20 protein-coding genes are annotated in these 24,723 nt (G+C 67.7%); 12 read left to right on the top strand and 8 right to left on the bottom strand.

The window, feature by feature from the left end:
* Positions 1–111 precede the first annotated feature (111 nt).
* The 5 genes from HDA44_RS23490 to HDA44_RS23470 are packed head-to-tail and all read left to right on the top strand — an operon-like array spanning position 112 to position 7,877.
* Complete coding sequence (locus HDA44_RS23490; protein ID WP_184837858.1) at positions 112–864, top strand: N-acetyltransferase; 753 nt, start codon at positions 112–114, stop codon at positions 862–864.
* A gap of 51 nt (positions 865–915) precedes the next feature.
* Positions 916–3,198, top strand: a complete 2,283-nt coding sequence (locus tag HDA44_RS23485; RefSeq protein WP_184837856.1) for a glycosyltransferase — start codon at positions 916–918, stop codon at positions 3,196–3,198.
* A complete protein-coding gene (locus tag HDA44_RS23480) occupies positions 3,198–4,043 on the top strand; it encodes a DNA replication complex GINS family protein (protein WP_184837854.1) in 846 nt (281 codons plus the stop codon). The genes HDA44_RS23485 and HDA44_RS23480 overlap by 1 nt, the downstream gene beginning before the upstream one ends.
* Positions 4,036–5,733 (top strand): hypothetical protein, encoded by a 1,698-nt coding sequence (locus HDA44_RS23475; protein WP_184837852.1) that lies wholly within the window; start codon positions 4,036–4,038, stop codon positions 5,731–5,733. Before HDA44_RS23480 ends, HDA44_RS23475 begins: the two co-directional genes overlap by 8 nt.
* A complete protein-coding gene (locus HDA44_RS23470; RefSeq protein WP_184837850.1) occupies positions 5,730–7,877 on the top strand; it encodes a glycosyltransferase family 2 protein in 2,148 nt (715 codons plus the stop codon). Before HDA44_RS23475 ends, HDA44_RS23470 begins: the two co-directional genes overlap by 4 nt.
* Here HDA44_RS23470 and HDA44_RS23465 read toward each other — a convergent pair.
* From HDA44_RS23465 to HDA44_RS23455, 3 genes are all read right to left on the bottom strand, one after another.
* Complete coding sequence (locus HDA44_RS23465; RefSeq protein WP_337906296.1) at positions 7,874–9,265, bottom strand: class I SAM-dependent methyltransferase; 1,392 nt, start codon at positions 9,263–9,265, stop codon at positions 7,874–7,876. The two genes, HDA44_RS23470 and HDA44_RS23465, sit on opposite strands and share 4 nt — an antisense overlap.
* Positions 9,266–9,357: 92 nt before the next feature.
* Complete coding sequence (gene pseI, locus HDA44_RS23460) at positions 9,358–10,407, bottom strand: pseudaminic acid synthase (protein ID WP_184837845.1); 1,050 nt, start codon at positions 10,405–10,407, stop codon at positions 9,358–9,360.
* Positions 10,404–10,913 (bottom strand): GNAT family N-acetyltransferase, encoded by a 510-nt coding sequence (locus tag HDA44_RS23455; protein ID WP_184837843.1) that lies wholly within the window; start codon positions 10,911–10,913, stop codon positions 10,404–10,406. The genes pseI and HDA44_RS23455 overlap by 4 nt, the downstream gene beginning before the upstream one ends.
* Positions 10,914–10,996: 83 nt before the next feature.
* Here HDA44_RS23455 and HDA44_RS23450 point away from each other — a divergent pair, with 83 nt between their 5' ends.
* On the top strand, positions 10,997–12,568 hold the full coding sequence (locus tag HDA44_RS23450) for a glycoside hydrolase family 10-like protein (protein WP_184837841.1): 1,572 nt from the start codon (positions 10,997–10,999) through the stop codon (positions 12,566–12,568).
* A 2-nt stretch (positions 12,569–12,570) separates the two neighbouring features.
* On the opposite strand, the gene HDA44_RS23445 is transcribed toward HDA44_RS23450, so the two are convergent.
* Entirely contained in the window at positions 12,571–14,937 is a 2,367-nt protein-coding gene (locus HDA44_RS23445) for a hypothetical protein (protein ID WP_184837839.1), read from the bottom strand.
* Between the two features lie 57 nt (positions 14,938–14,994).
* Between HDA44_RS23445 and HDA44_RS23440 the strand changes: the two genes are divergently transcribed.
* From HDA44_RS23440 to HDA44_RS23430, 3 genes are read left to right on the top strand one after another with little or no spacing between them, the layout of a single operon-like run.
* Positions 14,995–15,246 carry an acyl carrier protein gene (locus tag HDA44_RS23440; RefSeq protein ID WP_184837837.1) on the top strand — a complete coding sequence of 84 codons (252 nt, stop codon included), beginning with the start codon at positions 14,995–14,997 and terminating at the stop codon, positions 15,244–15,246.
* On the top strand, positions 15,243–16,484 hold the full coding sequence (locus tag HDA44_RS23435) for an AMP-binding protein (protein WP_184837835.1): 1,242 nt from the start codon (positions 15,243–15,245) through the stop codon (positions 16,482–16,484). Before HDA44_RS23440 ends, HDA44_RS23435 begins: the two co-directional genes overlap by 4 nt.
* Positions 16,477–17,223, top strand: coding sequence for an SDR family NAD(P)-dependent oxidoreductase (locus tag HDA44_RS23430; protein WP_184837833.1), 747 nt, complete (start codon positions 16,477–16,479; stop codon positions 17,221–17,223). The genes HDA44_RS23435 and HDA44_RS23430 overlap by 8 nt, the downstream gene beginning before the upstream one ends.
* Before the next feature lie 13 nt (positions 17,224–17,236).
* Here the strand turns inward: HDA44_RS23430 and HDA44_RS23425 are convergent, their stop codons facing one another.
* Positions 17,237–18,625: an FAD-binding oxidoreductase gene (locus HDA44_RS23425; protein ID WP_184837831.1), complete on the bottom strand. Its 1,389-nt coding sequence runs from the start codon at positions 18,623–18,625 to the stop codon at positions 17,237–17,239.
* 133 nt (positions 18,626–18,758) lie between these two features.
* On the opposite strand from HDA44_RS23425, the gene HDA44_RS23420 reads away from it, so the two are divergent.
* Entirely contained in the window at positions 18,759–19,979 is a 1,221-nt protein-coding gene (locus tag HDA44_RS23420) for a DUF2786 domain-containing protein (protein ID WP_337906289.1), read from the top strand.
* Positions 19,976–20,512 (top strand): dTDP-4-dehydrorhamnose 3,5-epimerase family protein, encoded by a 537-nt coding sequence (locus HDA44_RS23415; RefSeq protein WP_184837827.1) that lies wholly within the window; start codon positions 19,976–19,978, stop codon positions 20,510–20,512. Before HDA44_RS23420 ends, HDA44_RS23415 begins: the two co-directional genes overlap by 4 nt.
* On the opposite strand, the gene HDA44_RS23410 is transcribed toward HDA44_RS23415, so the two are convergent.
* Positions 20,481–21,071, bottom strand: a complete 591-nt coding sequence (locus HDA44_RS23410; protein WP_184837825.1) for a TetR/AcrR family transcriptional regulator — start codon at positions 21,069–21,071, stop codon at positions 20,481–20,483. The genes HDA44_RS23415 and HDA44_RS23410 overlap by 32 nt on opposite strands.
* Before the next feature lie 128 nt (positions 21,072–21,199).
* On the opposite strand from HDA44_RS23410, the gene HDA44_RS23405 reads away from it, so the two are divergent.
* Positions 21,200–22,669: an MFS transporter gene (locus HDA44_RS23405; protein ID WP_184837823.1), complete on the top strand. Its 1,470-nt coding sequence runs from the start codon at positions 21,200–21,202 to the stop codon at positions 22,667–22,669.
* Here HDA44_RS23405 and HDA44_RS23400 read toward each other — a convergent pair.
* Complete coding sequence (locus HDA44_RS23400) at positions 22,658–23,638, bottom strand: GNAT family N-acetyltransferase (protein ID WP_238352526.1); 981 nt, start codon at positions 23,636–23,638, stop codon at positions 22,658–22,660. The genes HDA44_RS23405 and HDA44_RS23400 overlap by 12 nt on opposite strands.
* 36 nt (positions 23,639–23,674) lie before the next feature.
* Positions 23,675–24,709, bottom strand: coding sequence for an alpha/beta hydrolase (locus HDA44_RS23395; RefSeq protein ID WP_184837820.1), 1,035 nt, complete (start codon positions 24,707–24,709; stop codon positions 23,675–23,677).
* Positions 24,710–24,723: the final 14 nt, after the last annotated feature.

Genomic DNA, 24,723 nt, shown 5'->3' with positions numbered 1-24,723 from the left:
GACCGGGGTGGTGGGGCGGGGAAGGTGTCTGTTGAGTGGCTGGACGACCACTGTTGGTAAGGGTTGACGTCGTCACACAGTGGGCGTCCGATGCCTTAAGCTCGGCGATCTATGAGTTGGTACGACGCGCTCGAGGCCGGTGAGCTCACCGTACGGCCGTCGGTGGACGCAGCGAAGCGGTTCGGGGTCTCGATCGACCGGATGTCCGTGTCGGCCTCCGCCGGTACGCCGCTGGCCGAAGTACTGGCCGCGGTCGAGCGATCCACCGCTGACGTGATCGTGCTCCGCTACCCGGCCCGCGAGAACACCTGGTTCGCCGCGCTGGCCAGCGGCCCGCGCACGGCGCTGCTGGCCGACACCGTCGTCTGCTGGTCGCTGCCGGCCGGCAAGGGCCGACGGCCGGCGCCACTGGCCGGTTTCACCACCCAGGTCGAGCGGGAAGCCGACGACGAGCTGGTGGATGACCTGGTCGCGGACGTCTTCGGTGACTCCGGCAACCACTACTGCTCCAACCCCGTCTTCGACCGGGCGCGCGCACTGGCCGGGCAGCAGGAGTGGGCGCGGCGACGGATCGCCGAGGTCGGTGCGGTCGTGCTACGCGGTCCGGACCGTCGGGTGCTCGCGCTGGCGGCGCTGGACGAGCAGCGCTCCTGGACCGAGATCCAGCTCGCCGGGGTCGCACCGGCCGAGCAGGGCCGCGGGCGGTACGGTCACCTGCTGGCAGCTGTCGAGGACACTTGTAGCACCCGAAGGCTGGTGGTAACGGCCCAAGCCCATCAGACTGGTATCCAACGCATCTGGGCTCGGTACGGCTTCGAGCCAGTGCATAACCTACTGACGGTGCATCTCGTTGCGGCTACGTAGGAGTGAGCTGGGGGCCCACGCACCACTGACCGCAGGAGAGGGGACACCGAAGTGACGCCGCGGTTGAGCGTGGTGGTGCCCTTCTACGGCGTCGGCGAGTACCTGGGCGACTGCCTGGAATCGATCGCCCGGCAGTCCTGGACCGACTTCGAGGCGATCCTGGTCGATGACGGGTCTCCGGACGACAGTGCCGTCGTGGCCAAGGCGTTCTGTGACACCGACCCGCGGTTCCGGTTGATCCAGCAGGACAACGCCGGCCCCGGCCCGGCCCGCGACCGTGGCATCCAGGAGGCGCAGGGCGAGTACCTGGCGTTCGTCGACGGCGACGACCTGGTCTCCCGGTACGGCTTCGCCGCCCTGGTCCGGACGCTGGACCGGACCGGCTCCGATTTCGCCGGTGGCAACGCCCGCCGGTTCAACAACAGCTTCGGCGTACGCCCGTCCTGGCTGCACAAGCAACCGTTCGCCCGGGTACGGCATGCCACGCACGTGACCGAGTTTCCGGATCTGGTACTCGACCGGATGCTCTGGAACAAGGTGTACCGGCGCTCGTTCTGGACCGAGTACGGCTACACGTTCCCGCCGATCCGGTACGAGGACTACCCGGTCGCGCTGAAGGCGCACCTGGACGCGGTGACCGTCGACACGATCACGCAGGCCGTGTACTACTGGCGCGAGCGCGAGTCCGGCGAGTCGATCACCCAGCAGAAGTTCCAGCTCGGCAACATCCGTGACCGGGTCACGTCGGCCGGCATGGTGATCGACCTGGTCGAGGACTCCGTACCGGTGGTGCGCCGGCGCGTACACGCGCACCTGGCGCAGATCGACGTACTCACGCTGATGTCCGCGTTCGGGACTGTTCCGGCGGACCAGGAGCAGAACCTGGTCGATCTGTCGCGTGAGCTGCTCGATCGGCTCGACGAAGAGGTCCTGGCCAAGACACACCGCTACGACCGGATTCAGCACGCCGCACTGCGGTCCGGTGACGTCGACCTACTCAGGCGACTGGCGGTGTTCCGCAACTCCGGCGGTCTGCGCGGGGGCGCCCGCGCGGTGTCCCGGCCGCGCCGGTCACGACAGCTCGACTACAACTACCCGGGGCGCGGCGAGTCCGTCGTACCCGACTCGCTGTACCGGCTGCGTGAACAGGACCTGACGCTGGCGACCAGCGTGCGGGCGGTGGCGTGGGTCGACGGCGGTCTGTCGGTCAAGGGCACTGCCGAGATCCGCCACCTGGCCACAAAGCGCTCCTCGAACGTGGAGATCGCGCTGGAGGTCGGCGACCTCTCGTACCCGTTGCCAGTACGCCGGTACGAGACGCTGGACCTGCACGGGGAGACCACGCTGGTCGGGTTCGAGGTAGTGGTGAACCGGGAGCTGCTCGCGAAGTGCACTGGTGCGCCGGCGCACTTCGCCGTACAGATGCGGTCCGGTCGCCGCGAGCGGAAGGGCATGCTCGGCGGACAAGGACCAGGCAGCCCTGGTTGGCCGCCTGGTGCGTGGCTCGATGAGACCAGCTGGATTCAGCCTGGTCCAGGCAAGGCAGGGTGGTTCTCGCTGCGGCGACTGACCGACCCGTGCCGGCTGACTTCTGTCGAGCAGACCGCCGACGAGCTGGTGCTGCGCGGTCACGCGTCATTCGACGAACCGTCGCTCGTACTCAGTCGGCCGATTGTCGGCGGCGACGAGGAGATCCCGCTGGAGCTCGACGGACGCGACTTCACCGCGCGGCTGCCGATCCAGCACATCCTGGACGCGGCCAACCCGGACGATCCGTTCGGGCAGCGGACCACTCGGGTCTTCCGGATGCGCGGACTCGAGCAGGTACCGCGGGTGCTGCTGTGGACTGCCGGCGACACCGCGGTCTCCCGGACTGTCAACGGCCGCGTGGTGACGCTGACCCGGTCTACCGGTGGGTACGTGAACCTGCACGAGTCACCGATCCGGACCACGGCCACGTACGCCAGTACTAGTGACAACCAGCTGGTCGTGCGCGGTACGGACGGCCGTGACGTCACCTTCAGCTGGCGGCGGTACTTGGCCGAGTCCGACGACCACCTCGACGTACCGTGCCGCCGGACCGGGTCCGCGGACGGATGGTCTGCCGAGGTGGACGTGGACGCACTGATCCCGGTTACCGCGGTGAAGCAGTCTGTCGACCCGTTGGCCGGACTGGCCGACTGGATTCTCTTCGCGACCTCCCCTGATGGTGAGGCGCACGCCGTTCAGTGCGAGCCGTTCCTGTGCAGCCGGTTGCCGTTGGCGATCACGCACGGGGCGCACGCGCTCGCCGTACGACCACATGCCGGCACTCTGCACGTCGAGGTGCGCTGATGCATCACCACAACCACTACTACGGCCAGACGCACATCCTGTCGCGGTACGCCGGATTCGACTTCGACCACCCGCCACGGCTGCGCGGGTATCTGCAGCACGGCTGGAACATCGGCTGCGGCTGGAACCCGGTGCACGAGTTCTACGACGGCGCCTGGCGGTTCACCTGGAGCGACGCGCCGAAGCGCCGCGGGCACTCGCTCGGCCGACGGAACTACCACAGCATCGGCGCGCCGTTCCTGTATCTGACCGAGCTGGAGCCAGAGCCGGAGCCCGACCCCGACTCCGAGGAGCCGCCGGTCGAGCGTGAAGGCACGCTGTGGTTCCTGTTCCACGGCTGGGAGGGCGGCAAGATCCATGGCGACCACCAGCGGCTGATCGACGAGATCCGCGAAACCGAGCCGGGCCCGGTCACGTTCAGCCTGTACTACACGGAGTACGACCGCCCCGAGGTCCGTGGGTTCTACGAGGACGCCGGGTTCCGGGTGGTGTCGTTCGGCAAACGCGGATTCTCGTACGAGGGAACCGAGCGGCGGTTCTTGTTCAAGCAACTGGCCGAGCTGCGCAAGCACAAGCGGGTCGCGGCCAACCGGTTGTCGACCGCGATCTTCTACGGTGTCGCGGCCGGGTGCGAGCCCGCGGTGTACGGCGACCCGATGGAGATGGACGGCGAGAACCCGCTGTTCGGCGGGCAGAGCCGGATCGAGCGGCTGTGGCCGGAGATGCTCGGCAAAACCGTCGACCTGGAGGCCGCCCGCGCCACCACTGACCTGGAGCTGGGCAGGCCGTGGATGATGCCACCGGCAGAACTGCGAAGCCTGTTCGATTGGAGAGAGCGTGTCTGAAGTCCAGGTCGTCCGCGGGGAGATGCAGCCGTGGACCGATCACACGACCGCGCGGCCGGCGCTGGCGGCTTTGCTGACCGAGGTGGTGCCGGCCAACCGGCGTACGCTCGTGCTCGGGCCGCATGCCCCGGAGCAGCTCGAGTCGGTGCTCGCGCATTCGGCGGACGTGACGATGCTGGTTCGCTCGGTTGCCGACGCGCAGCGGCTGAGCGCGGACTTCGGGCCTTGTCTGCAGGTGATCGCCGGCGCGCTCGACGGGCTGAGTGTCGAGCCGTTCGACGTGATCATCGCGACCGACGGGCTGGACCGGGTGCTCGGGTACGACAGCGCCGACCTGAACTGGAGTGAGCGGCTGGCGGCCTTGTCCGCGCTGACCGCGCCGGATGCGGTCGTTGTCCTCGGCCTGGAGAACGAGTTCTCGCTGCTGAACCTGCTGGACAGCCGCCCGGCCGACGAGCGGCACGGCGACGACGAGTGGCGCCCGCTGCACGACGACCCGACCCGGCCGGTGTCCGTCGAGCAGTTCAGGACCGCGCTGCCGTGGAGCGCCGAGGTGTACGCGGACTTCGGCGGGCGTGCTTTCATCCGCGCCGACGTTGCCGCCGCGGCGCGTCCCGGAGAGCTTCCTACTCGACTCGCGGGCGCCGCCCTGGAGTCGGTCCCCGTACCCCTCCTCTCCCCGCCCGCCGACGGCCTCGACACCGCCGCCCGCGCCGGCCTCCTCCCCGCCGTCCCCACCGCCTGGCTGGCCGTCACCGGCGCCACCCCCACCCAGGACATCTACGCCCAATCAGCCCACTCCGCCCTGACCGCCACCCAAACCCTCACCGGCTGGGACACCAGCATCACCACTCCTGCGCCGAGCACTGAGGTGGATGAGGAAGCAGCCGAACCAAGCGATGAAGAGCTGTCTTTTGATGGTTCGGTGGTGCCGGCGGTGGTGTCGGCCGGGGTTTCGGTTGAGAGTGTGTTGTTGCGGCTTGCCGCAGCTGAGGACGTGCCGGGTTTCCGGAAGCTTGCGGCCGAGTTGGGGGAGTGGGTAGGCGACTCCCGCGTGCTCGTCCGCTGGGACGACGTAGTAGTCGACGGCGGCACCTTCGCCTTCGGGGTCTCGCCGTGGGTAGCCGCGGACGTAGTAGCCAAGGAAGACCTGCTTGCCGCCGCCTGGTACCGGTTCCACGACCGGATGATCACCCGCCACCGCCGGCACCCCTGGCCGCCGTGGATGATCGGCGACGACCTGGTCTCCGCCTGGCTCGGCATGTCCGGGGTCGAACCGCCGGAGCATCTCCAGGCGACCTCGCCGGACGCCCTCCCGGCCAGCACCGAACAAGTTGCCCGAGGCAAAGAACTCGCCGCCGCCCTGGCCGTCGCGGTGGAGACGAACACCGACCTCGTCGACCTGCGGACCAGCCTCGCCGCCGCCGAGGAAGCCCGTCAGGAACTGTTCGAGCTGAAGGGCCACGTGTACGGCCTGGAGCGCACGCTCGGTTTCCGGAACAAGGCGATGAAGACCCGCGAGAACCGGATCCGCGAACTCCGCGGCCAGGTGCAGAAGCTGAACGTCGCGCACGAACGCATCCGCGGCTCGCGGACGTACGCCGTGTCCCGGGTGATCTTCCACGCCGCGCAGGTCCGCAAGCCGAAGACCGTCGCCCGCAAACTCGCCCGCAAGATCCGGAAGAGATGACGGCGCCACGCCTGAGCGTGGTAGTTCCGTTCTACAACGTGGGGGCATACATCGGGGACTGTCTGGATTCGATCTCGCGACAGACGTTCGCCGATTTCGAGGCGATCCTGGTCGACGACGGATCGCCGGACGACAGCGCGGTGGTGGCGAAGGAGTTCTGCGGCCGCGATCCTCGGTTCCGGGTGGTGGAGCAGGCGAACGCGGGCCTCGGCCCGGCGCGGAACACCGGCGTCGAGCACGCGTCCGGCGAGTACATCACCTTCGTCGACAGCGACGACCTGGTCACTCGGCACGGCTTCGCGCTGCTGTTGCGGGCGCTCGACCAGACCGGATCGGATTTCGCCGGCGGTAACGCGCGCCGCTTCAACAACAGTTACGGCGTACGCCCGTCCTGGCTGCACGCGCAGGCCTTCACCGCCGACCGGCTGGCCACGCACGTCTCCGAGACGCCGCAGCTCGTGCTGGACCGGATGGTGTGGAACAAGGTGTACCGCCGCTCGTTCTGGGACGAGTTCGGCTACAAGTTCCCCGCGATCCGGTACGAGGATTACCCGGTCACGCTGAAGGCACACCTGGAAGCCGTCACCGTCGACACCATCGCGGCGCCGGTGTACTTCTGGCGCGAGCGTGAGTCCGGCGACTCGATCACGCAGCAGAAGTTCCAGCTCGCGAACATCCGGGACCGCGTCATCTCGGCCGGAATGGTGCTGGACGAGGTCGAGGACGCGTTGCCGACGGTCCGCCGGCGCGTACATGCGCATTTCCGGCAGATCGACCTGCACTCGATCCTGTCCGCGTACGGGACGGTCCCGCCGGAGGAGGAGCAGCATCTCGTCGAGCTGACGACCGAGCTGATCGACCGGTTGGACGACGACGTGCTCGCGAACTCGCCGCGGGTCTCACAACTACAGTTCGCGGCCGTACGCTCCGGTGACATCGGGCTGCTCCGCGAGGTGGCGCTCGACCCGGATGCCGCGCAGGACCACCTGCAGCTGACGAAGACCGATCTGACGCTGGCGACGAGCGTCCGTGAGGTGACCTGGATCGACGGTGAGCTGGCGATCCGCGGCACCGCCGAGATCCGGCATCTGCAGAGCAAGCAATCGGCGTTGCGGATCGGGCTGGTGATCGCCGGCCGGAACCACCGCCTGCCGGTGCGGCGGTTCACCGCGACCGATCTCCGCGGTGAGGAGAACCTGGTCGGGTTCGAGGTCCGGGTGAGTCGCCGCCTGCTCGCCAAATGTACGGCCGGCCCGTCGCACTTCGACGTCCGGCTTCGTGCCGGTGCGGTCCGGCGGCGGGACAACCTGCGCGGGCAGAAGGCGGGCAGCCCGGGCTGGCCGCCGGGCGCGTGGATCGACGACACGAACTGGATTCAGCCCGGTCCGGGAAAGGACGGTGCGTTCGCCGTCCGCCGACTGTCCGATCCGTGCCGGTTGACTTCGATCGAGCAGACGCCCGAGGCGCTCGTACTGCACGGGCGGTCCGCGTTCGAGGAGCCGAAGCTGTTCGTCAGCCGGCCGCTGTCCGGTGGTGAGGAGGCGCTGCCGCTGGAGGTCAGCGGGCGGGACTTCACCGCGCGGTTGCCGATCGCGCCGATTCTCAAGGAGATCAACCCGGACGACCCGTTCAGCCAGCGGACCACCCGCGCCTTCCGGATGCGTGGGCCGCAAGGGCGGGAGCAGGTACTGCTCTGGACGGCCGGTGAGCGGTTGGTTTCGCACGCCGAGGGCGGGCGAGTGGTGATGCTGACGCGGTCGACCGGCGGGTACGTGAACCTGCACGAGTCACCGATCCGGATGACCGCCACCGCAGCCGTTGTTGCGGGCAACATGTTGGTGGTGCGCGGTCCGGACTGGGATGAGGTCGAGTTCAGCTGGCGCCGGTACCTGCCGGACTCTGATGACCACGTCGACGTCCCATGCCGGCGTACGGTGTCGGACGACGGCTGGGTGGCAGCGGTGGAAATGGCGGAGCTGGAGCCCGCGGAATGGATCCTGTTCGCCACGACGACGGAAGGCACCGCCTTCGCCGTTCAGTGCGAGCCCTTCCTCTCCAGCCGGTTGCCCCTGATGATCCCGCACGGCGGTAGGACTCTCGCCGTACGCCCACTTGCCGGGACGCTGCACCTTGAAGTGAGTTAGCGTCGCGCGACCAGGAGTTGGTGGGTGGTTGGCAAGTCCAACGAAGCTCCGTCGGGGGTGCTGATTGCGGCGACGGGGGCGATCCGGTTGGTGACCACCCAGTCGTTGCGCCACGCCTTGGAGGCTGGGTCGATGGTGAAGCCGGCGCGTTCGGCGACGGCGCACCAGCCGGCGAAGTCGAGACCGCAGAACTGTTCGTGCGTCTCGCTCAACCAGTTGTCGACGTAGTCCTTTCGGGTCAGAAAGTCCATCGCATCGGCCAGTCGGAGGACCAGGCCGTCGCCGCGCTGCTGATAGCCGAACGGGACCTTCGCGTTCCGCCGGAAGTCGTGGGCGAACTGGAAGAACCGCGCCCGGGTGGAGAGCCCGGTGATGTACGCCGCCGGGTCCCCGAGTTTCTCCAGCTCGGCGACATACTCAGGGTTGTCGCCATCGCTGTCGTCCAATTGGAGTACAACCTGGCGATCAGGCTCGTCAGGTCCGCAGACATCGGAGTTGATCCAGACACCGTGCGGTGCGGTGTGTACGAAAAGCGCGTCGGCGAAGCGTTGTACCGTCGCCGGGCGCGATCCATCGGCGTACGACCAGATCTCGTGGGTCAGGGCGAGCGTCAGCGTGGTGTCGATCGATCGGGGTGGAAAGACGGCCGAACCGAGCATGTTCCGCTGATAGAAATACACGTTCGGGTTGGTGAAGACGCCTTGTTCTTTCTTGTGCACGCATTCCGCGTACAAGTGCCGCGCGACTTCGACGCCGATCAGGTCCGACTCGTGGAATCGTGGGTCCCGATCGACGAGCTGCAGAGTCGCGCCGGTGGCACAGCCGATGTCCAAGATCCGTCCCGGCCGGACAAAGTCCTTGATCTGCAGCCATTTCCGGTCCGCGGCGGTTTCGAACGCATCGGCGTACGTCTTGTAATCGCGGGTCGTGGTGAGTCCACCGTCGTCACCCACGACCGGGTCATTCACGCAACGCGCGACGTGCGCGTCCAGCGCGTACCGTTCGAACACGTCCACGGTCGCGGGATGCGCCAGCTCCTTCCACTGCTCGTTGCCTGCAGCAATCATCAGCAGTACGTCCCAGGGTCGCGGTGTACCGTCCGGCTCGACCCCGATCACCGGAAACCCCAGTTTTTCGTACAGTTTGCCGACTTCCGGCGTGGAGCACGCCACCACCGTGTTCGCGGGCGTCAACCGGACAAGGTCATCCGTGCCCGCCTCGACTGCTTTGACCGTCACTTCGGCGAACTCATCGGTCGGCGGCGTATCCACCACCCCCACCACCAACGACCGAATCCCCTCCACCACACTGAACCGCTCAATCGCGGCTTCCCGCCGGTCGAACCCCACCGGATTCCGCTTGGTCGTCTGATGGTTGGCCGAAGTCACCGCCCACACCACGGTCCGCCCACCGAACCCCCGCAAGAACTCCCCCTGAAACCGGGTCAACACATGATGCCGGCCCGGAAACAGCAAATACATCAGAGCAGGTCCCAGGTGAGGGGGGTGCCGGCTTTTGCGTCGGTGCGGAAGGGGCGGCCGGCTACCTGGGGGTAGAGGTCGGGGGCGAGGCCGCCGGCTGGGCGGATGGAGCGGACGTTGTCGGGGGTGATGGGGTCGCCGGCGCGGACGTCCGTGGTGACAAACAGGGAGCGGCGGAAGCGGAGTACGTTCTGTTCGGCTTGTTTCGGGCCGATCACGGGCTCGCCCAAGGCCAGCTGGGCGACTCGGGTGCTTTCGACCAGGGACTCCAGCTCCCACGGCTCCAGCGAGAAGGCCGAGTCGACACCGCCGTCGATGCGTTTCAGCGTTACGTGCTTCTCGATCACGGTCGCGCCGAGGGCGACGGCGGCAACCGCGGCGCCGATGCCCATCGTGTGGTCGGACAGGCCGACCTGGACACCGAGGGCGTCGCGGAGCACCGGGATGCCGCGCAGGTTGGACTGCTCGGGCGGCGCGGGGTAGCTCGCCGTACACGACAGCACGATGATCTGCTCGTTGCCGGTCGAGCGGGCCGCGCGGACCGCCGCGTCGATGTCGGTCAGCGTCGCGGAACCGGTCGAGATGATGATCGGCTTACCGGTCTCGGCCATCCCGCGGACCAGCGGCAGGTCACCGATCTCGTTCGACGCGACCTTGTACGCCGGCACGTTCAGCTTCTCCAGGAAGTCGATCGCGGTCGGGTCGAACGCGGACGAGAACGCGACCATGCCGAGTGAGGCTGCGAGCTCGAAGATCGGCTCGTGCCAGGCCCACGGCGTGTGTGCTTCCTTGTACAGGTCGTACAGCCGGGCGTCGCTCCACAGCTCGTGCTCGGCCGGCAGCCGGAAGGCGGGCAGATCCAGGTCGAGCGTCATCGTGTCGGCGGTGTACGTCTGCAGCTTGATCGCCTGCGCCCCGGACTCGGCGACGGCGCGGACGATGTCCTTGGCCCGTTCCAGATCGCCGTTGTGGTTCCCGGACATCTCCGCGATCACGAACGGCTGGTGCTCCGCCCCGACAGATACGCCGCCGATGTCGATCGTCTTCATGCTTTCCTCTGCTTCTTGCGGTCCTGCTTGCGCAGGCTGATCGGAATCACGGTGATCTCACGCCCGCCGGCGTACCGAGTCTCCGGCGTACCCTCGGTGAACCGGAACCGCCGGTTCATCTGCCGGACCACGGTGTTGTGTTCGAGGACCTCGCCGGTGAGCAGTTCCAGCCCGAGCTCGTCGAACGCGTACTCGGTCGCCTCGCGCATCACCTCGATCCAGGCCGGCAGCGTCGCACCGGTCTCGGCCAGCCCGTCGGCGTCCAGGAAGAACCCCCAGGCGCCGCTGGTCCCGGCCAGGTCGAAGAAGTTCACCACCCCGGCGGGCGCGCCGTCGCGCAGGTAGATCAGCACCCGGCGGCTCGGGTCCAGCGAGGTCTTCGCCCACCAGGCCGCATGCTCGTCCGCGCTGATCTCGTGCGTGGTGATACTCACATCCCGATTGGCCTGCTGATTCCGCATGGTCAGAATCAGGCCGGCATCAGCATCGGTGGCGGTCCGCAGCATGCCCCTAACCTAGCGTCTTCTCATCAAAGCCCTGATGTGTAAACATCTTTCGACTTCACCTTGATCGACGGTCGGAGAGTGACATGAGAGTCTGGCGAGCCATGGGTGTACTGGGCGTGACGGCGGGGTTGCTGATCAGCGGACTCACCGGTACGGCGACAGCCGCCGAAGCTGATCAGCAGAAGTGCGCGCCCAGCGCGAGTACGCCGCTCAGGCAGTTCCGGGCGAGCTGGGTCTCGTCGGTGGTGAACATCGACTGGCCGTCGAAGACGGGGTTGAGCGCCGCGCAGCAGCAGGCCGAGCTGATCGGCTGGCTGGACGACGCGGTTCGGCAGCGTCACAACGCGGTCGTCCTGCAGGTACGCCCGACCGCCGACGCGTTCTGGCCGTCGAAGGTCGAGCCCTGGTCGCAGTACCTGACCGGCAAGCAAGGCGGTGACCCCGGGTACGACCCGCTGGCCTTCGCGGTCACCGAGGCGCACAAGCGGAACCTCGAACTGCACGCCTGGTTCAACCCGTACCGGCTGTCGATGGGTACCGACCTCAACGCGCTGGTACCCACCCACCCGGCGCGGCAGCACCCGGACTGGGTGGTGAAGTACGGCGGCAAGCTGTACTACAACCCCGGCATCCCGGCCGCCCGCAAGCTGGTCGAGGACGCGATCATGGACGCGGTCGCGAACTACGACATCGACGGCGTGCACTTCGACGACTACTTCTACCCGTACCCGGTGGCCGGTCAGACGTTCGACGACGCCGCGACGTTCGCGCGCTACAACGACGGCTACACGAACCTGCAGGACTGGCGGCGGCACAACATCGACCTGCTGATCAGCGAGCTGAGCCAGAAGATGCACGCGCTCAAGCCGTGGATCAAGTTCGGCATCTCCCCGTTCGCGGTCTGGCGGAACAAGGCGACCGATCCGGAGGGCACCGACACCACCGCGGGCGTGCAGACGTACGACGACCTCGCCGCGGACACCCGGAAGTGGGTGCGCGAGGAGTGGATCGACTACATCGTCCCGCAGGTGTACTGGGCTCGTGGCTTCGCGCCCGCCGACTACGACAAGATCGTCCCGTGGTGGGCGGAGCAGGTGCGCGGTACGCACGTCCACTTGTACATCGGCGAGGCGACGTACAAGGTCGGTACGTCGACACAGTCGCCCGGCTGGTCCGTACCCACTGAACTGAGCGACCACCTGGCCCTGGACAGCACGATCCCCGAGGTCAAGGGCAACATCTACTTCTCCGCGAAGGACGTCCGCGCGGACCGCCTCGGCGCGACCTCACTGGTCAACAGCACCTGGTACTCCAAGCCGGCGCTGATCCCCGCGATGCCCGCGCTGGACTCCCGCCCGCCCCTCCCGGCCCACGCCGTCCGCGCGACCCGCACCACGGCCGGCGTACAGCTCAACTGGTCCAGGACGTCGAAGGACACCACGTCGTACGCCATCTACCGCCGCGAGCTCCGTGGCACCGACCACTGCCCCGACAACGACGCCCGCAACCTCCTGACCACCCTCCGCGCGACCGGCCCCACCCAGACCTACACAGACCCCACCGCAACCCCAGGAACCGCCTACATCTACACCGTCACCACCCTCGACCGCCTCGCCAACCAGAGCGTAGGCATCCCAGCAGTGTCGATCCGCTGACGCTAAGGCGACTGGAGCCCCGGCGTGGTGGTGAGTTGCGTTGGGGCTGGGCCGGTGGGGTAGGGCGGGGTGGGTGTGGTTGTGGGTGCTGGTGAAGTGGTTGGGAGGCTGTAGGTGGGTTGGGTGGGGTAGGTGGGGGACGTCGTGAAGCTGGGGGATGTGGTCGAGGTGGGGGTGGGGGTTTTGGTGGGGTACGGGGTTTCTGGTGGGGGTGGGTAGAGCTGGTAGACGCGGACGGTGCCCTGCTGGAATCTGAGGTCGGTCAGTTTGTCCAGGTTTTTGGGTGGGGTGCTTACTCGGTCGTCGAGTAGGAGCCACTGGACGCCGTACTTGGTGCGGAGGGTCTCGAGCAGTTGGCGGGTGGGGTTGGTGAAGACCTCGTCGTTCAGTTTGAGTTGGTCCTGGTTCCAGTACGGGCCCTGGACGGCAGCGGGGTACGTGTCGTCGGCGCGGGTTTGGTACGCCCAGCCCTGTACTAGTACGCGGCGTTCCGTGTAGCCGGCGATCCAGTACGAGCCGGTGCCGCAGTGTGATGACCTGGCCTGATGGCAGTGCACGTTGGTGGCGATACGGTCGTCTGCGCCGGAGTTGCGGCGGATGAAGCGTGCTGCCTCGATACCGCCTGGTGCGATCGACTCGTACTCGGTCAGCGGGGGACTCGCGAACCGGCGTACTGACGCGACGGTCGGCGACACCGTAGTACCGACCAGCACTGCGACAGTGATCACAGCCCACGTACGCCGGGAACCGCGCAGCACCAGCCCGAACACCCCGATACCGATCGCCGCGATCACCAGAGCGACAACCAGGCCCTGTCCGAAGCAACTGGACGAGGTACACGACCCGTCCGACCTGTACCGCCCCCAGTAGATCGCTGCGACACCAATACCCAGCGCCACGGCAGCCACCCAGTACTGCCTGCCCTGCAACGACCCGAGTCCCCAGCTCGCGAGTAGCACGCCCAGTACAAACCCGGTGCGTACGAAGAACAGCTGCGTGTCCCCGTGGTCTGCCAGCAACGATGCACCGAGCAGGGCTGCCACAAAGCCGGCTACCAGGAACACCACCATCGGATCACGTGCCAGCCGCCGCTTGATCAGCAGTGCACCAAACAACGGCATGACCCAACCGACCACGACCACTACGGCAATGACCGTGACAGCACGCCCACCGCCCATCCGGTCCGCCAGACTGTCGAACGTCGCGCCCGGGTCGAACCGCACACTCGATGCGACACCGCGCAGTACGAGAAAGAACGTCAGCGCGTACGCCGCCGCAACGCCAACGCCCAGCAGCAGCGCACGTAGGTTGAGTCGACCGGCCCGAACGGTCAGATAGGTCCACGCGACAGCCAGTCCGGTCGCGTAGACAGGTAGTGCGGTGGATTTCGTCAGTGCAAGTGCGGCAACGAGTACGCCAGCCGCTACAAACAGCCGGAACAGCTGCCCGCGGGTAGTACCGGGTCGGCGCCGCAGTAGCACCGCAGTAACAGCGATCAGGGGCAGCAGCAACACAGTGGAGAACGCCTGCGGCGGATTGGTCAGCTGACCCAACGAAAACGGCCCGTCCGCGAACACCCGGTCGGACACCGCCCACGGCCAAGCCACCAGGTCACCCCCGGCAACCACCAGGCCTGCAGCGATCGGAGCGGCTACTGCACGACCAGTCAGCACCATCGCAACAGCAGCTGCACCTAGTACGGCCAGCAGGATCCAGGCGAACGGCACCATCCGGTGCGTCAGTACGTCCAGTGGCACGCTGGTGATCCAGTGCGCGGACGCGATGTGGTCGTACGCGGCCCAGTGGCCGGTCAGCCATTTCCCATCGGCGTACGGAACGCGCGGCGGGAAGTGGTGAGCCAGCTCACCCGCCAGGGCCAGATTGTGCGGCGCGTCCGTAGCTGGTCGCAGCGCCTCTGGTCCGTTCAGTGGGATGAGCCGTGCACCGACGCGTACGAACCACGCGGCCGCGGCGCCGACCGCAACCATCAGACCGGCGACTGCCCACCAGGGTGTCGGCCGCTCCGGCAGCTTGCGGCGCGGCAGTGCTCGCCACATGCCAAACGCCAGTGCGGGCATCAGCAGCGCCGCGAACGGCAGGTGGAACAGCATCCCGAGCGGGTAGAGCAGTGCCTCGCAGGCGAGCCCGAACGACGTACCCAGGATGACGTCCGCGGCGAACCAGCCGACACCACCGGTCAGCCGCCGCCAGAACATGGTGCCTGGTACGACGATGACCACCAGCAGGTAGCCGAGGTACGCGGCCGGCATCCACGGTGGGTGCTCCTGCAACGCCACGAACCAGGCCAGCGGCAGCACCGGCAGACTCGCCAACGCCGCGGTCCGCCTGCCACGCCCGGCTCTGATCATCGCCAAAGTGTATGAGCCCACACCGTCCACCAGACGGATGCCTTAGGCTTCTTGACTATGAGTTCGGTGGCACGGAGTCGGGTCCGGGAGATGATGGGTGAGGTGATGACGGCCCAGGGCCGGTCGTTGCCGGGCGATGACGCGGCGGACCTGCGGGAGATCGGGTTCCGGTCGCTGGACTTCTCCGAGCTGGCCCTCCGGGTGGAGGACGAGCTGGGGGACGAGCTGAACTTCGACGCCCCCGGGCTGCGCCGGATCGCGACGGTCGGCGACGTACTGGACTTCATCGAGCAACTCCAGTCGGCGTGAGCACGCGGCGCCGTACGACCGCCCTGATCGGCGACGACAACACCGTCGTCGTCGCGGGCAAGCGCCTGACCTGGCGGACCTTGCACAAGCTCCCGCAGCTGCCGTCACCGGCGGCGGTCCTGGTCGACAACGGTGCGGACGCGCTGGCCGCGCTGCGGCACCACGCAGTCCATGGGACCGAGCTACTCGTCGCTACCGAGTCCCGTGTCGACGAGCTGATGCGAGAAGAGCTGGGCGAGTCCGGCTTCGCTGTAGTGCTGCCTGACGGCACGGTGACACCTGCGAAGCTGAGACGAGTCGAGGAGTCCGGTCGGGCCTGGCTACTCACCTCTGGTTCCACGGGGCGGCCGAAACGCATCGGCCACACCCTGGAGACGCTGACTACTGTCACAGGCGATCAGCCGGCCCGTACGTGGCTACTGCCCTATTCACCAGGGACGTACGCCTGGTGGCAGGTCGTCACGCTCTCACTGACTCAGCCGGACCAGGGCCTGGTAGTGATCGAGCCACACGAGCTGGAGGAGTGGCCTGCGGTTGCCACTGAGCACGGCGTCACAGCAGCGTCCGGTACGCCGACGTTCTGGCGGCAGGCGATCTACCGGGACGCGGAGGCGCTGGCTGGGGTACCGCTGGAGCAGATCACGCTCGGTGGTGAGCCGGTTGACCAGGCGATCCTCGATCAGCTCCGGGAGCTCTTCCCGAACGCGCGGATCTCCTGGATCTACGCCTCCTCCGAGGTCGGTGCGTCGATCGTCGTCCACGACGGCAGGGCCGGCTTCCCCAAGGCCTGGCTGGACCGGGACGCCAACCCCGAGCGCCCGGCGCTGTCGGTGGAGGGCGACGAGCTGATCATCCGCTCGCCGCACCACGGTGCCGGTCTGGTCGGCGCGGTACGCACCGGCGACCGGGTCGAGTACGACGGCGACCGCGTACTGATCACCGGGCGGCTGGACAGCGACGAGATCAACGTCGGCGGCTCCAAGGTGTCGGCCGGTGTGGTCCGCAACGTGTTGATGGGACACCCGGGCGTGTCCTGGGCGCGCGTCTTCGCTCGCAAGGCCCCGCTGGTCGGCCGGATGGTCGCCGCCGAAGTAGTGCCGAACCCGGCGCTCGGTCCGATCACCGACGCCGACCTGGTCCAGTGGTGCTCCAGCCGGCTGCCCGACTACGGCGTACCGCGCCGGATCAAGTTCCTCGACCAGATCCCGCAGAAGGAAACCCTGAAGAGCGATGTCTGAAGTCAGCGTTGTCCCGCCCGCGTCGGTGGTCCTGGTGTCGGGTGGTTCCCGTGGCCTCGGCCTGGCGATCGTCACCGACCTGCTCGCGTCCGGCCTGAAGGTCGCGGCGTTCGCGCGTACGGTCACGCCCGAGCTGACCGCGCTCGGCGAGAAGTACCCGGAGCAACTGCACCACGGGTCGGTCGATGTGAACGACGCGGCCGCCGGGCAGGCGTTCGTGAAGGCGGTCGAGGCCAAGCTGGGGCCGATCGACGGCCTGGTCAACAACGCGGCCATCGGTCAGGACTCGCTGCACGTCCACACCTCCGCCGATCACCTGGCCCAGATCATCCAGACCAACCTGACGTCGCCGCTGGTGCTGACGCGGTTCGTCCTGCGCCGCATGCTGGCCAAGGGCCTGAAGGGCCGGATCGTCAACATCACCTCGATCTGCGCCCAGCGCGGCTACCCGGGCCTGGTGGCGTACTCCGCCACGAAGGGCGGCATGGACGCGGCCACCCGCTCGCTCGCCCGCGAGCTCGGCGGCCGCATCCTCGCCAACGCGGTCGCGCCCGGCTTCTTCGCGTCGGAGATGTCCGCGGTCCTCGGTCAGACGCAGCTCGACCAGATCGTCCGGCGCACCCCGACCGGCCACCTGACCGAGCCGGACGACGTCCTCCCCGTCGTCCGGATGCTGCTGCTCGACAACACCAACATCAACGGCCAGGTCCTGACCATCGACGGTGCTGCCTCGATCTAGTCCGTACGATGTTCTAGGGCTTGATGTTCTGGTTCCGGTGGAACACGTTGGCCGGGTCGTACTTCCGCTTCAGCTCCACCAGCCGCCCGTACTTGCTGCCGTACGCCGCCCGCAACCGCTCCGTGTCGAGATCGGCCATGCCGTTCACGTAACTGCCGATGCCGATCGTGTACGGCTGCAACGCCGACCAGAACATCCGCGTCCAGCTACGTTCCGCGTCGAGTGTCTCGAGCTGGGGCGTGGTAGCGATGATGAACATGGCGTACCGCTCGGTACGTTGCCCGCTGAACGCAGTGGCGTCGTCCGCGGTCTCCAGGTACGCCTGGTCGAGGTGGTAGAGCATCGAGACGGACAGCGGTGACGTCTTGCGCGGCATCTGCTCCGTAATCACGGCGATGGCCTCGTCGGACAGCTGTTCGAGGTACGTGCCCTTCTCGTAGTGGTACATCCCCCAGGCGTTCGGTTCGTCGAGCAGTTGCTGGACGGCGGCGTACGGCATCGGTGTCGCGAACTCAAAAAGCGGTGGCACCAGCTGGCGTACCTGCTCCATCGCCTCGGCGTGCTGCTCGGCCGATCCGAATCCGACCACGATCAGCGCGTACCCGAGTTTGAACTGATGCTCGTCCGGTACGAACGGCGCCGGCGGTGCGTTCAGGCAGGCGATCATCGCGTTGACCTCACGTGGCAACGCCGGAATCACCTCGCGCGCCGCCCGGAGTAGCTCAGCGCCACGCTCCTGGCCCCAGAAGGCGAGGCCGTAGTGAACGATCGGCCCGACCTCATGCAGCCGGAACTCGAACTCGGTGACCACTCCGAAGTTCCCGCCGCCACCGCGGACCGCCCAGAACAGGTCCGGGTTTTCGTCCGCGGCCGCGCGCAGCGCCTGCCCGTCGGCGGTGACGATCCGTACCGACTCCAGGTTGTCGATGCTGAGCCCGTGCATCCTGGTCAGCAGCCCCATGCCGCCGCCGAGTGTCAGCCCACCGACTCCGGTGTGGCTGACGACGCCAGCTGGTACGGCCAGGCCATGCTCTTGCGTGGCGCGGTCGAGGTCTCCGAGCAGTGCACCACCGCCGGCCCGGGCGCGCCGGGCGGCCGCGTCCACCGAGACGTGGTTGAGCAGGCTGAGGTCGATCATCAACCCACCGTCGACCGACGACAATCCGGCCATGTTGTGGGCGCCGCCGCGGACGGCGATCTCCAGTCCCTCGGCCACCGCGTACCGTACGGCCGCCTGGACATCCGCTTCGGAGCGTACCCGGGTGATCACCGCCGGCCGCCGTTCGTGCTCACTGTTCCACAGCCGTCTCGCGCCGTCGTACCCGTCCTCGCCGGGTATCAGCACCGGTCCTTCCAGCGCCGCGCGCAGCGCGTCGACACCGGATTCCGCAAGCTGAGTCATTGCCGTTCCCCCTTGCCCTGCTGCCAGGCCTGATGCCTGACCCCCACGGTCAGCATCCTGAGCTCCGGGTTTGTCCACAAGGGAACGGATTCCCGTTTGGGCGGGAACTTCGGTGAGTGTCAGACTCGTCCGCGTGAGTGACGAGGAGATCCGGCAATTGTTGCCGGTCACGGCCGCCGTGGTTGCCGTGCGTGACGATCGTGCCGACGCGCACCTGGCCCAGCTGGGTGCGTACGACGAGCGCGACCAGGCGCAGGTGGATCGGTGCGTGCAGGACTTCCTCAGCGAACTGCTCCGCGCGGCCTGGGAGCGTGGCTGGACTCCGGCCGATCTCGTTCAGCACGGCCGGCGCACGCTGGACCCCGGCGGCGAGCCGCTGCTGCTGGCCGCGATCTCTTCCGAGCACCTGAGATATCGAGTCGCCACTATCGATCCCCGCTGGCTGGACCAGCTGGACGAGTTCGATGTCCGGCAGCCCTTCGCCAAGCTGAGCCTGACCGCCTGGGCCTCCGCGGCGCGCGTCGGCCGCTACCTCACCCTTCACCACGCCTTGTTCGTGGCCGGTTTCCTTCAGACATTGCCCGTACTCGCTCGGCTCATCCCACTACCGGGTACGCCGATGCGCCGCGAGCAACCGGCGGTACCGGCGAACGGCCTTCCGGCGAGCGGGAAGATGCTGGCGCGGATCCGTGCGCTGCTCGCGAAGGCGGAAGCGACCGAGTTTCCCGAGGAGGCAGAAGCCCTGTCCGGCAAGGCACAGGAGCTGATGGCCAAGTTCTCCCTCGACAGCGCGTTGGTGCAGGCGGAGGTGGAGATCCCGGACGACTCTGCCGCCTGCCGGATCTGGCTCGATACGCCGTACGTGTCGGCGAAGGCGCAGTTGGTGGGCGCGGTCGCCGCGGCGAATCGATGCCGGACAGTCGTGATCGAGGACCTGGCAGTGGTGACGATCGTCGGCGCCGAGCTGGATCTTCGGCACACCGAGCTACTCAGTACATCCCTGCTGGTACAGGCGAACCGGGCGATGCTTGCCGCTGGCAAACATATCGGGCATCGGGGTGAGTCCAGGACGAGGTCGTTCCGGCAGTCGTTCCTGATGGCGTACGCGCAGCGGATCGGCGAGCGGCTCGAGCAGACCGCCGCGGCGACCCAGGCGGCCGTGTCCGAAGCGGATGCGGGCCGATTGCTCCCGGTGCTGGCGAAACGGGAGGAGCAGGTGGACGCGCTGTTCACCCAGCTGTTCCCGAACACGACGACCCGGCGGACGCGGATCACCAACGGCGCCGGCTGGGAAGCAGGACTGACCGCTGCCGACCAGGCTCAGCTGGAAGCGCGAAGGCAGGTACGCCGATGAAGATCGATGAAACCGGCATCCCCGGTGTGCTGCGGATCGAGCTGGAGGTCAAGGCCAATCCGGACGGCTGGTTCAAGGAGAACTTCCACCGGGAGAAGCTGGCATCGCTCGGGATGGACGTCGTCCAGCACAACGTGGCGTACTTCGCCGAGCCGGGGATCGTTCGGGGCATCCACGCCGAGCCGTGGGACAAGTACCTGTCGCCGTCGTCCGGCCGGGTGTTCGTCGCGCTCGCCGATCTGCGTGCGAACGACACGTTCGGCCGGGTCGAGACCTTCGAGCTCGGTACGTCCGACGCGCTTTTCGTACCGCGCGGCGTCGGGAACTCGTTCTGTACGCTGGCCGCGCACACCACGTACAACTTCCTCGTGAACGAGCACTGGTCGCCGGAGCGGATCACGGTCGACCTGTTCGATCCGGAGCTCCGGATCACCTGGCCGTACGAGCGCGCGCGACTGAGCTACACCGAACGGGACGCCGGCAACCCGCCGCTCGCCGAAGTCAGGACGCGGCTGGGGTCTTGGCCGGCCTGAGGCCGCAGAGCACGATGTCGAGCAGCCGGTTGGCCTGTTCGGTTTCCATGTCGCGGCCCATGTTGATCCCGCCGACCAGCCGCATGATGTCCATCAGCTCCAGCTCGGGCCGGACGTCGCCGGCCGCCTTCGCCTTGTCCAGCAGCAGCGCCCCGGCCTCCTGGACGTTCACCTTGCAGGACTGGAAGAACGGCGAATCCTTGCCCAGCGCAACGGTCAGCTCGGAGGCCAGGCTGCCCTTGGACAGCCCGTAGCCGAGGAAGCTGCGCAGCCACGCGGCCAGCGCCTCGAACGGCTCGAGCTGCCGGTCGAACTCGTACGCCCGGTCGCAGACCGACTGGATCTCCTCGACGTAGACCGCCTCGAGCAGCGCCGTCCGGCTCGGGAACCGGCGGTACAGGGTGCCGATGCCGACGCCGGCCCGGCGGGCGATCTCCTCCAGCGAGGTGTCGGTGCCGTGCTCGGCGAACGTCTCCCGGGCAGCGGTCACCAGCCGGTCGTAGTTCCGCGCGGCGTCCGCGCGGGCCGGCCGCGTGCACGGCAGTGGTTGCGGCGCCATCCAGCCTCCTCCACACGAGTTCCGCCACAATAACGCTTGCAAAGTGGAGGGTGCCTCCGCATCGTATCCGGAGGAGCGCTCCGCTTTCTCTCTCAACTGTAACCCCATGGGGGTAAGGAGCAACAAATATGTCGGCAACATCAGTCGGTTCCGGTACGCCGGTCCGGCGGCCGGGGGTGGTTCTGGCGGTCATCCTGGTCACCCAACTGATGGTGATCCTGGACGGCACCGTGGTGAACATCGCCATGCCGCACATTCAGCAGGCCCTGCACTTCAGTCCGTCCAGCTTGTCCTGGGTCCAGAACGCCTACGCGCTCGCCTTCGGCGGGTTGCTGCTGCTCGGCGCCCGCGCCGGTGACCTGCTCGGTCGCCGCCGGGTCTTCATCACCGGTATCAGTGTCTTCACGCTGGCCTCCCTGCTCGGCGGTCTGGCGCCGAACGCGGAGCTACTGCTCGCCGCGCGGGTGCTGCAGGGCATCGGTGGTGCCATCGCCGCACCGGCGGCGCTGACCTTGCTGATGCTCACGTACCGCGAAGGTCCCGACCGGATGAAGGCACTCGGCTACTACAGCCTGGTGTCGTCCGGCGGCGGCAGCGTCGGTCTGGTCCTCGGTGGGATGCTGACGGACTGGGTGTCCTGGCGCTGGGGTCTGTTCATCAATGTCCCGATCGGCATTGTGCTGGTCTTCGCCGCCCGCCGGGTGCTGACCGAGACCGCGCCGGAGACCGGCCGGTTCGACGTGGCCGGCGCGCTCACCTCCACGCTGGGCATCACCTCGCTGGTGTTCGGCTTCATCCGCGTCGCCGAGTCGGGCTGGTCGTCGCCGGAGGTGCTGGCCGCGTTCGCGGCAGGTGTCGTACTGCTGGTGTCGTTCGTACTGATCGAGCGCCGGGTCAGTCACCCGATCGTGCCGTTGCGGCTGTTCAAGTCCGCTCAGCGGTCGGCGTCGTACCTGACCATGCTGTTGGTGGTCGGGACGATGTTCGGGATGTTCTTCTTCCTCACGCAGTACCTGCAGGGCGTACTCGAGTTGAGTCCGCTCGCGGCCGGTCTGGCATTCCTGCCGCTGACCGGGCTGCTGTTCACCGCGTCCCGCGTCGTACCCAAGCTGGTGGCCCGGATCGACGGAGCGAAGCTGATGCTGGCCGGCTCCGTGCTGATCACGCTCGGCACGATCTGGTTGACCCGGCTCGGTGCACACAGCGCGTACCTGCACGATGTGGTCGGTCCGCTGCTGCTGTTCGGCGCGGGTGCCGGGATGATCTTCATCCCGCTCGTCGGCCGCGCGATCGCGGGTGTCGCACCGGAGGACTCGGGTGCCGCGTCCGGCATGCTGAACGTGGTCCAGCAGGTCGGCGGCGCGCTCGGCCTGGGCATCCTGGTGACGATCTTCGGTACGGCGAGCCGCAACTCGACGTCGACGGTTCCCCGCGAGGTACTGGTCGACGGCGTGCACGCGGCGTTCATCGGCTCGCTCGTCTACGCGGCGGTGAGCCTGGCGATGATCATCGTCACCGTCCGCCCGTGGAACTGGTTCCGGTCGCAGCCGGAGCCGGTCGAGACCTCGGCTCCGGCGGTCGTCGACTCACACGTCTGACGGCATCGGCAGGCTGTAGTTGATGTACTTGGAGTGAGTGATGAAGCCGAGGCCCTCGTACAGGCCGAGCGCACCAGTGGGGTTGTCGGCGTCGACGCCGAGCCCGCCCCGCTGGTACCCGGCCTGTGCGGCCTCGGCGAGTACCTTCGCCAGCGTTGCCCGGGCCAGACCGCGCCCACGGTACGCCCGGCGGGTGCCGACCTGGCCGATGTACAGCTCCCGCACCCCGGTAGCGGCGGTGCTGGCGGCGTACTCGTAGCAGAGCACATACGCCGCGACCGTCTCACCGTCCATCGCCAGGTAGGACTGGGCGCCCCGGAACGCCCGCGTCCCGGTGGTTCGGTTGGCCCAGGTCTCCGGGTCGCGTGGCGTCGAGCCCCAGTGGTCCTGGAACGCCTCGTTGTGCGCCTGCCGCACCGCGTCGTCGTACGCCAGCTCGAACGGGATCACCCGGAACCCATCGGCCACCGGCACCTCAGGTACGGGCTGGTCCAGCGGCCGGCGCATGTCGATGTAGTACCGGACCTCTTCGAAACCGAAGCCACTGAACATGGTCGTCGCACCGACGTTGGTACTGATCGTGCCGGCTGCGACCACACCAGGCACTTCCGGGTGGGTGTCCACGTGCAGCTCTTGTGCCCGGCGGATCAGCCAGCGCACGAGCGCCGTACCCAGCCCCTGCCGGCGCCACTCCGGATGCACTGCACCCTCGGTGCGCACCCGGTCTACGTCCACCACGGCGGAGGAGACGCCGGCCATGCCGAAGCCGACCATCCGCCCGTCGGCCCACAGGGCGACGGTGTCCCGGGCCAGGTCGAGTCCCGGCGCCTCCAGTTGCTCGGTGAGCTCCTCGACTCCGAGGTTCACGCCGTCCTGGTCGACCTTCTCCACATCGGCAGCCAGCACCGCCCACGCCTCGACGTCGCTCTTGCCGAGGGGGCGCGCCTCGATTCCATTCGGCCAGTTCATGGCTTGAAGGTACGGCCTCCACATCGCGACAGCACGTCAATTTGCCCTGAGTTGCTCAGCCAACCAACGCACTGCCATCGGGTACCGGTATTCGATGCCGCCGTGGGTCCCCTCGAACAGCTCGAAGTGCAGCCGCCCGTCGGGTACGCCGGCCTGCCGCGCCGCCCGGTGGAACGCGGTCGCGCCGAGATCGAGGTAGTACTCGTCCTCCCGGCCCGCATCGATCCACACCGCGCGCAGCGAGCGCAGTGCCTCGGCGTACTGCGGCTCCTTCACCATCTCCACCGGGTCGCGGGACAGCCAGCGCGACCAGACCGCCGGGACGATCGCGCCCACGTCGTCGAACGGCAGTAGCACGGTGCCGTCCGGTTCGGCTGAGTACGCCGATGCGTAACCGTAGATCTCCAGTAGGTGCAGGTCCTCGTTCGTGGTCTGTCCGGCCCGGGTTGCCAGCACCTCGAAGTACTTCTCGTAGCTGCCGTCGTACTTGTCCCGCAGTGTCCTGGCCCGGTTCGGGAACTCCGGGCGGTAGCAGACGTCGAACAGCGCGTCGCCGGCATGCGTCGCGAGTGCACCGAACACGTCCGGCCGCAGCAGCGGCGTCACCATCGCCGTGTAGCCACCGCTCGACTTACCGGTGACGGCTCGGTGGTCGCGGTCCGGGATGGTCCGGTAGGTGGCGTCGACCCACGGCACGATCTCGTCACACAGATAGGACTGGTACTGCCCGGTGCCAGGGGAGTCCAGGCACTGGCTGCCGCCGTACCTGGTCCACGAGTCGACGAACACCACTACTGCGCGCGGCACGTTCTCGTCCTGGAACATCGCGTCCAGCAACTCCGGGTACGGCTGCCGGAACGGCACGCGGTTGAACCACATGCCGACGTGTCCGGTGTAGCCCATCGTCACGTAGATGGACGGGTACCGGTCCTCCGACTCGTCGTAGCCCGGTGGCAGGTACACGAGCACCGGGCGCTCGTGTGGATCGCCCAGCGGGTTACCGCGTAGCAGTTCACTCGTGTAGGTCGTCTGTTCCAGGCGACCGGCGAAGTCGACGGACCACGGCAGCATCAGCACCTCCGGTG

The sequence above is a fragment of the Kribbella solani genome, from assembly GCF_014205295.1.
GTDB classification, from domain to species: Bacteria; Actinomycetota; Actinomycetes; order Propionibacteriales; family Kribbellaceae; genus Kribbella; species Kribbella solani.
Note: the sequence above shows the minus strand (reverse complement) of the source record. Positions and strands in the feature narration are given on the sequence as shown.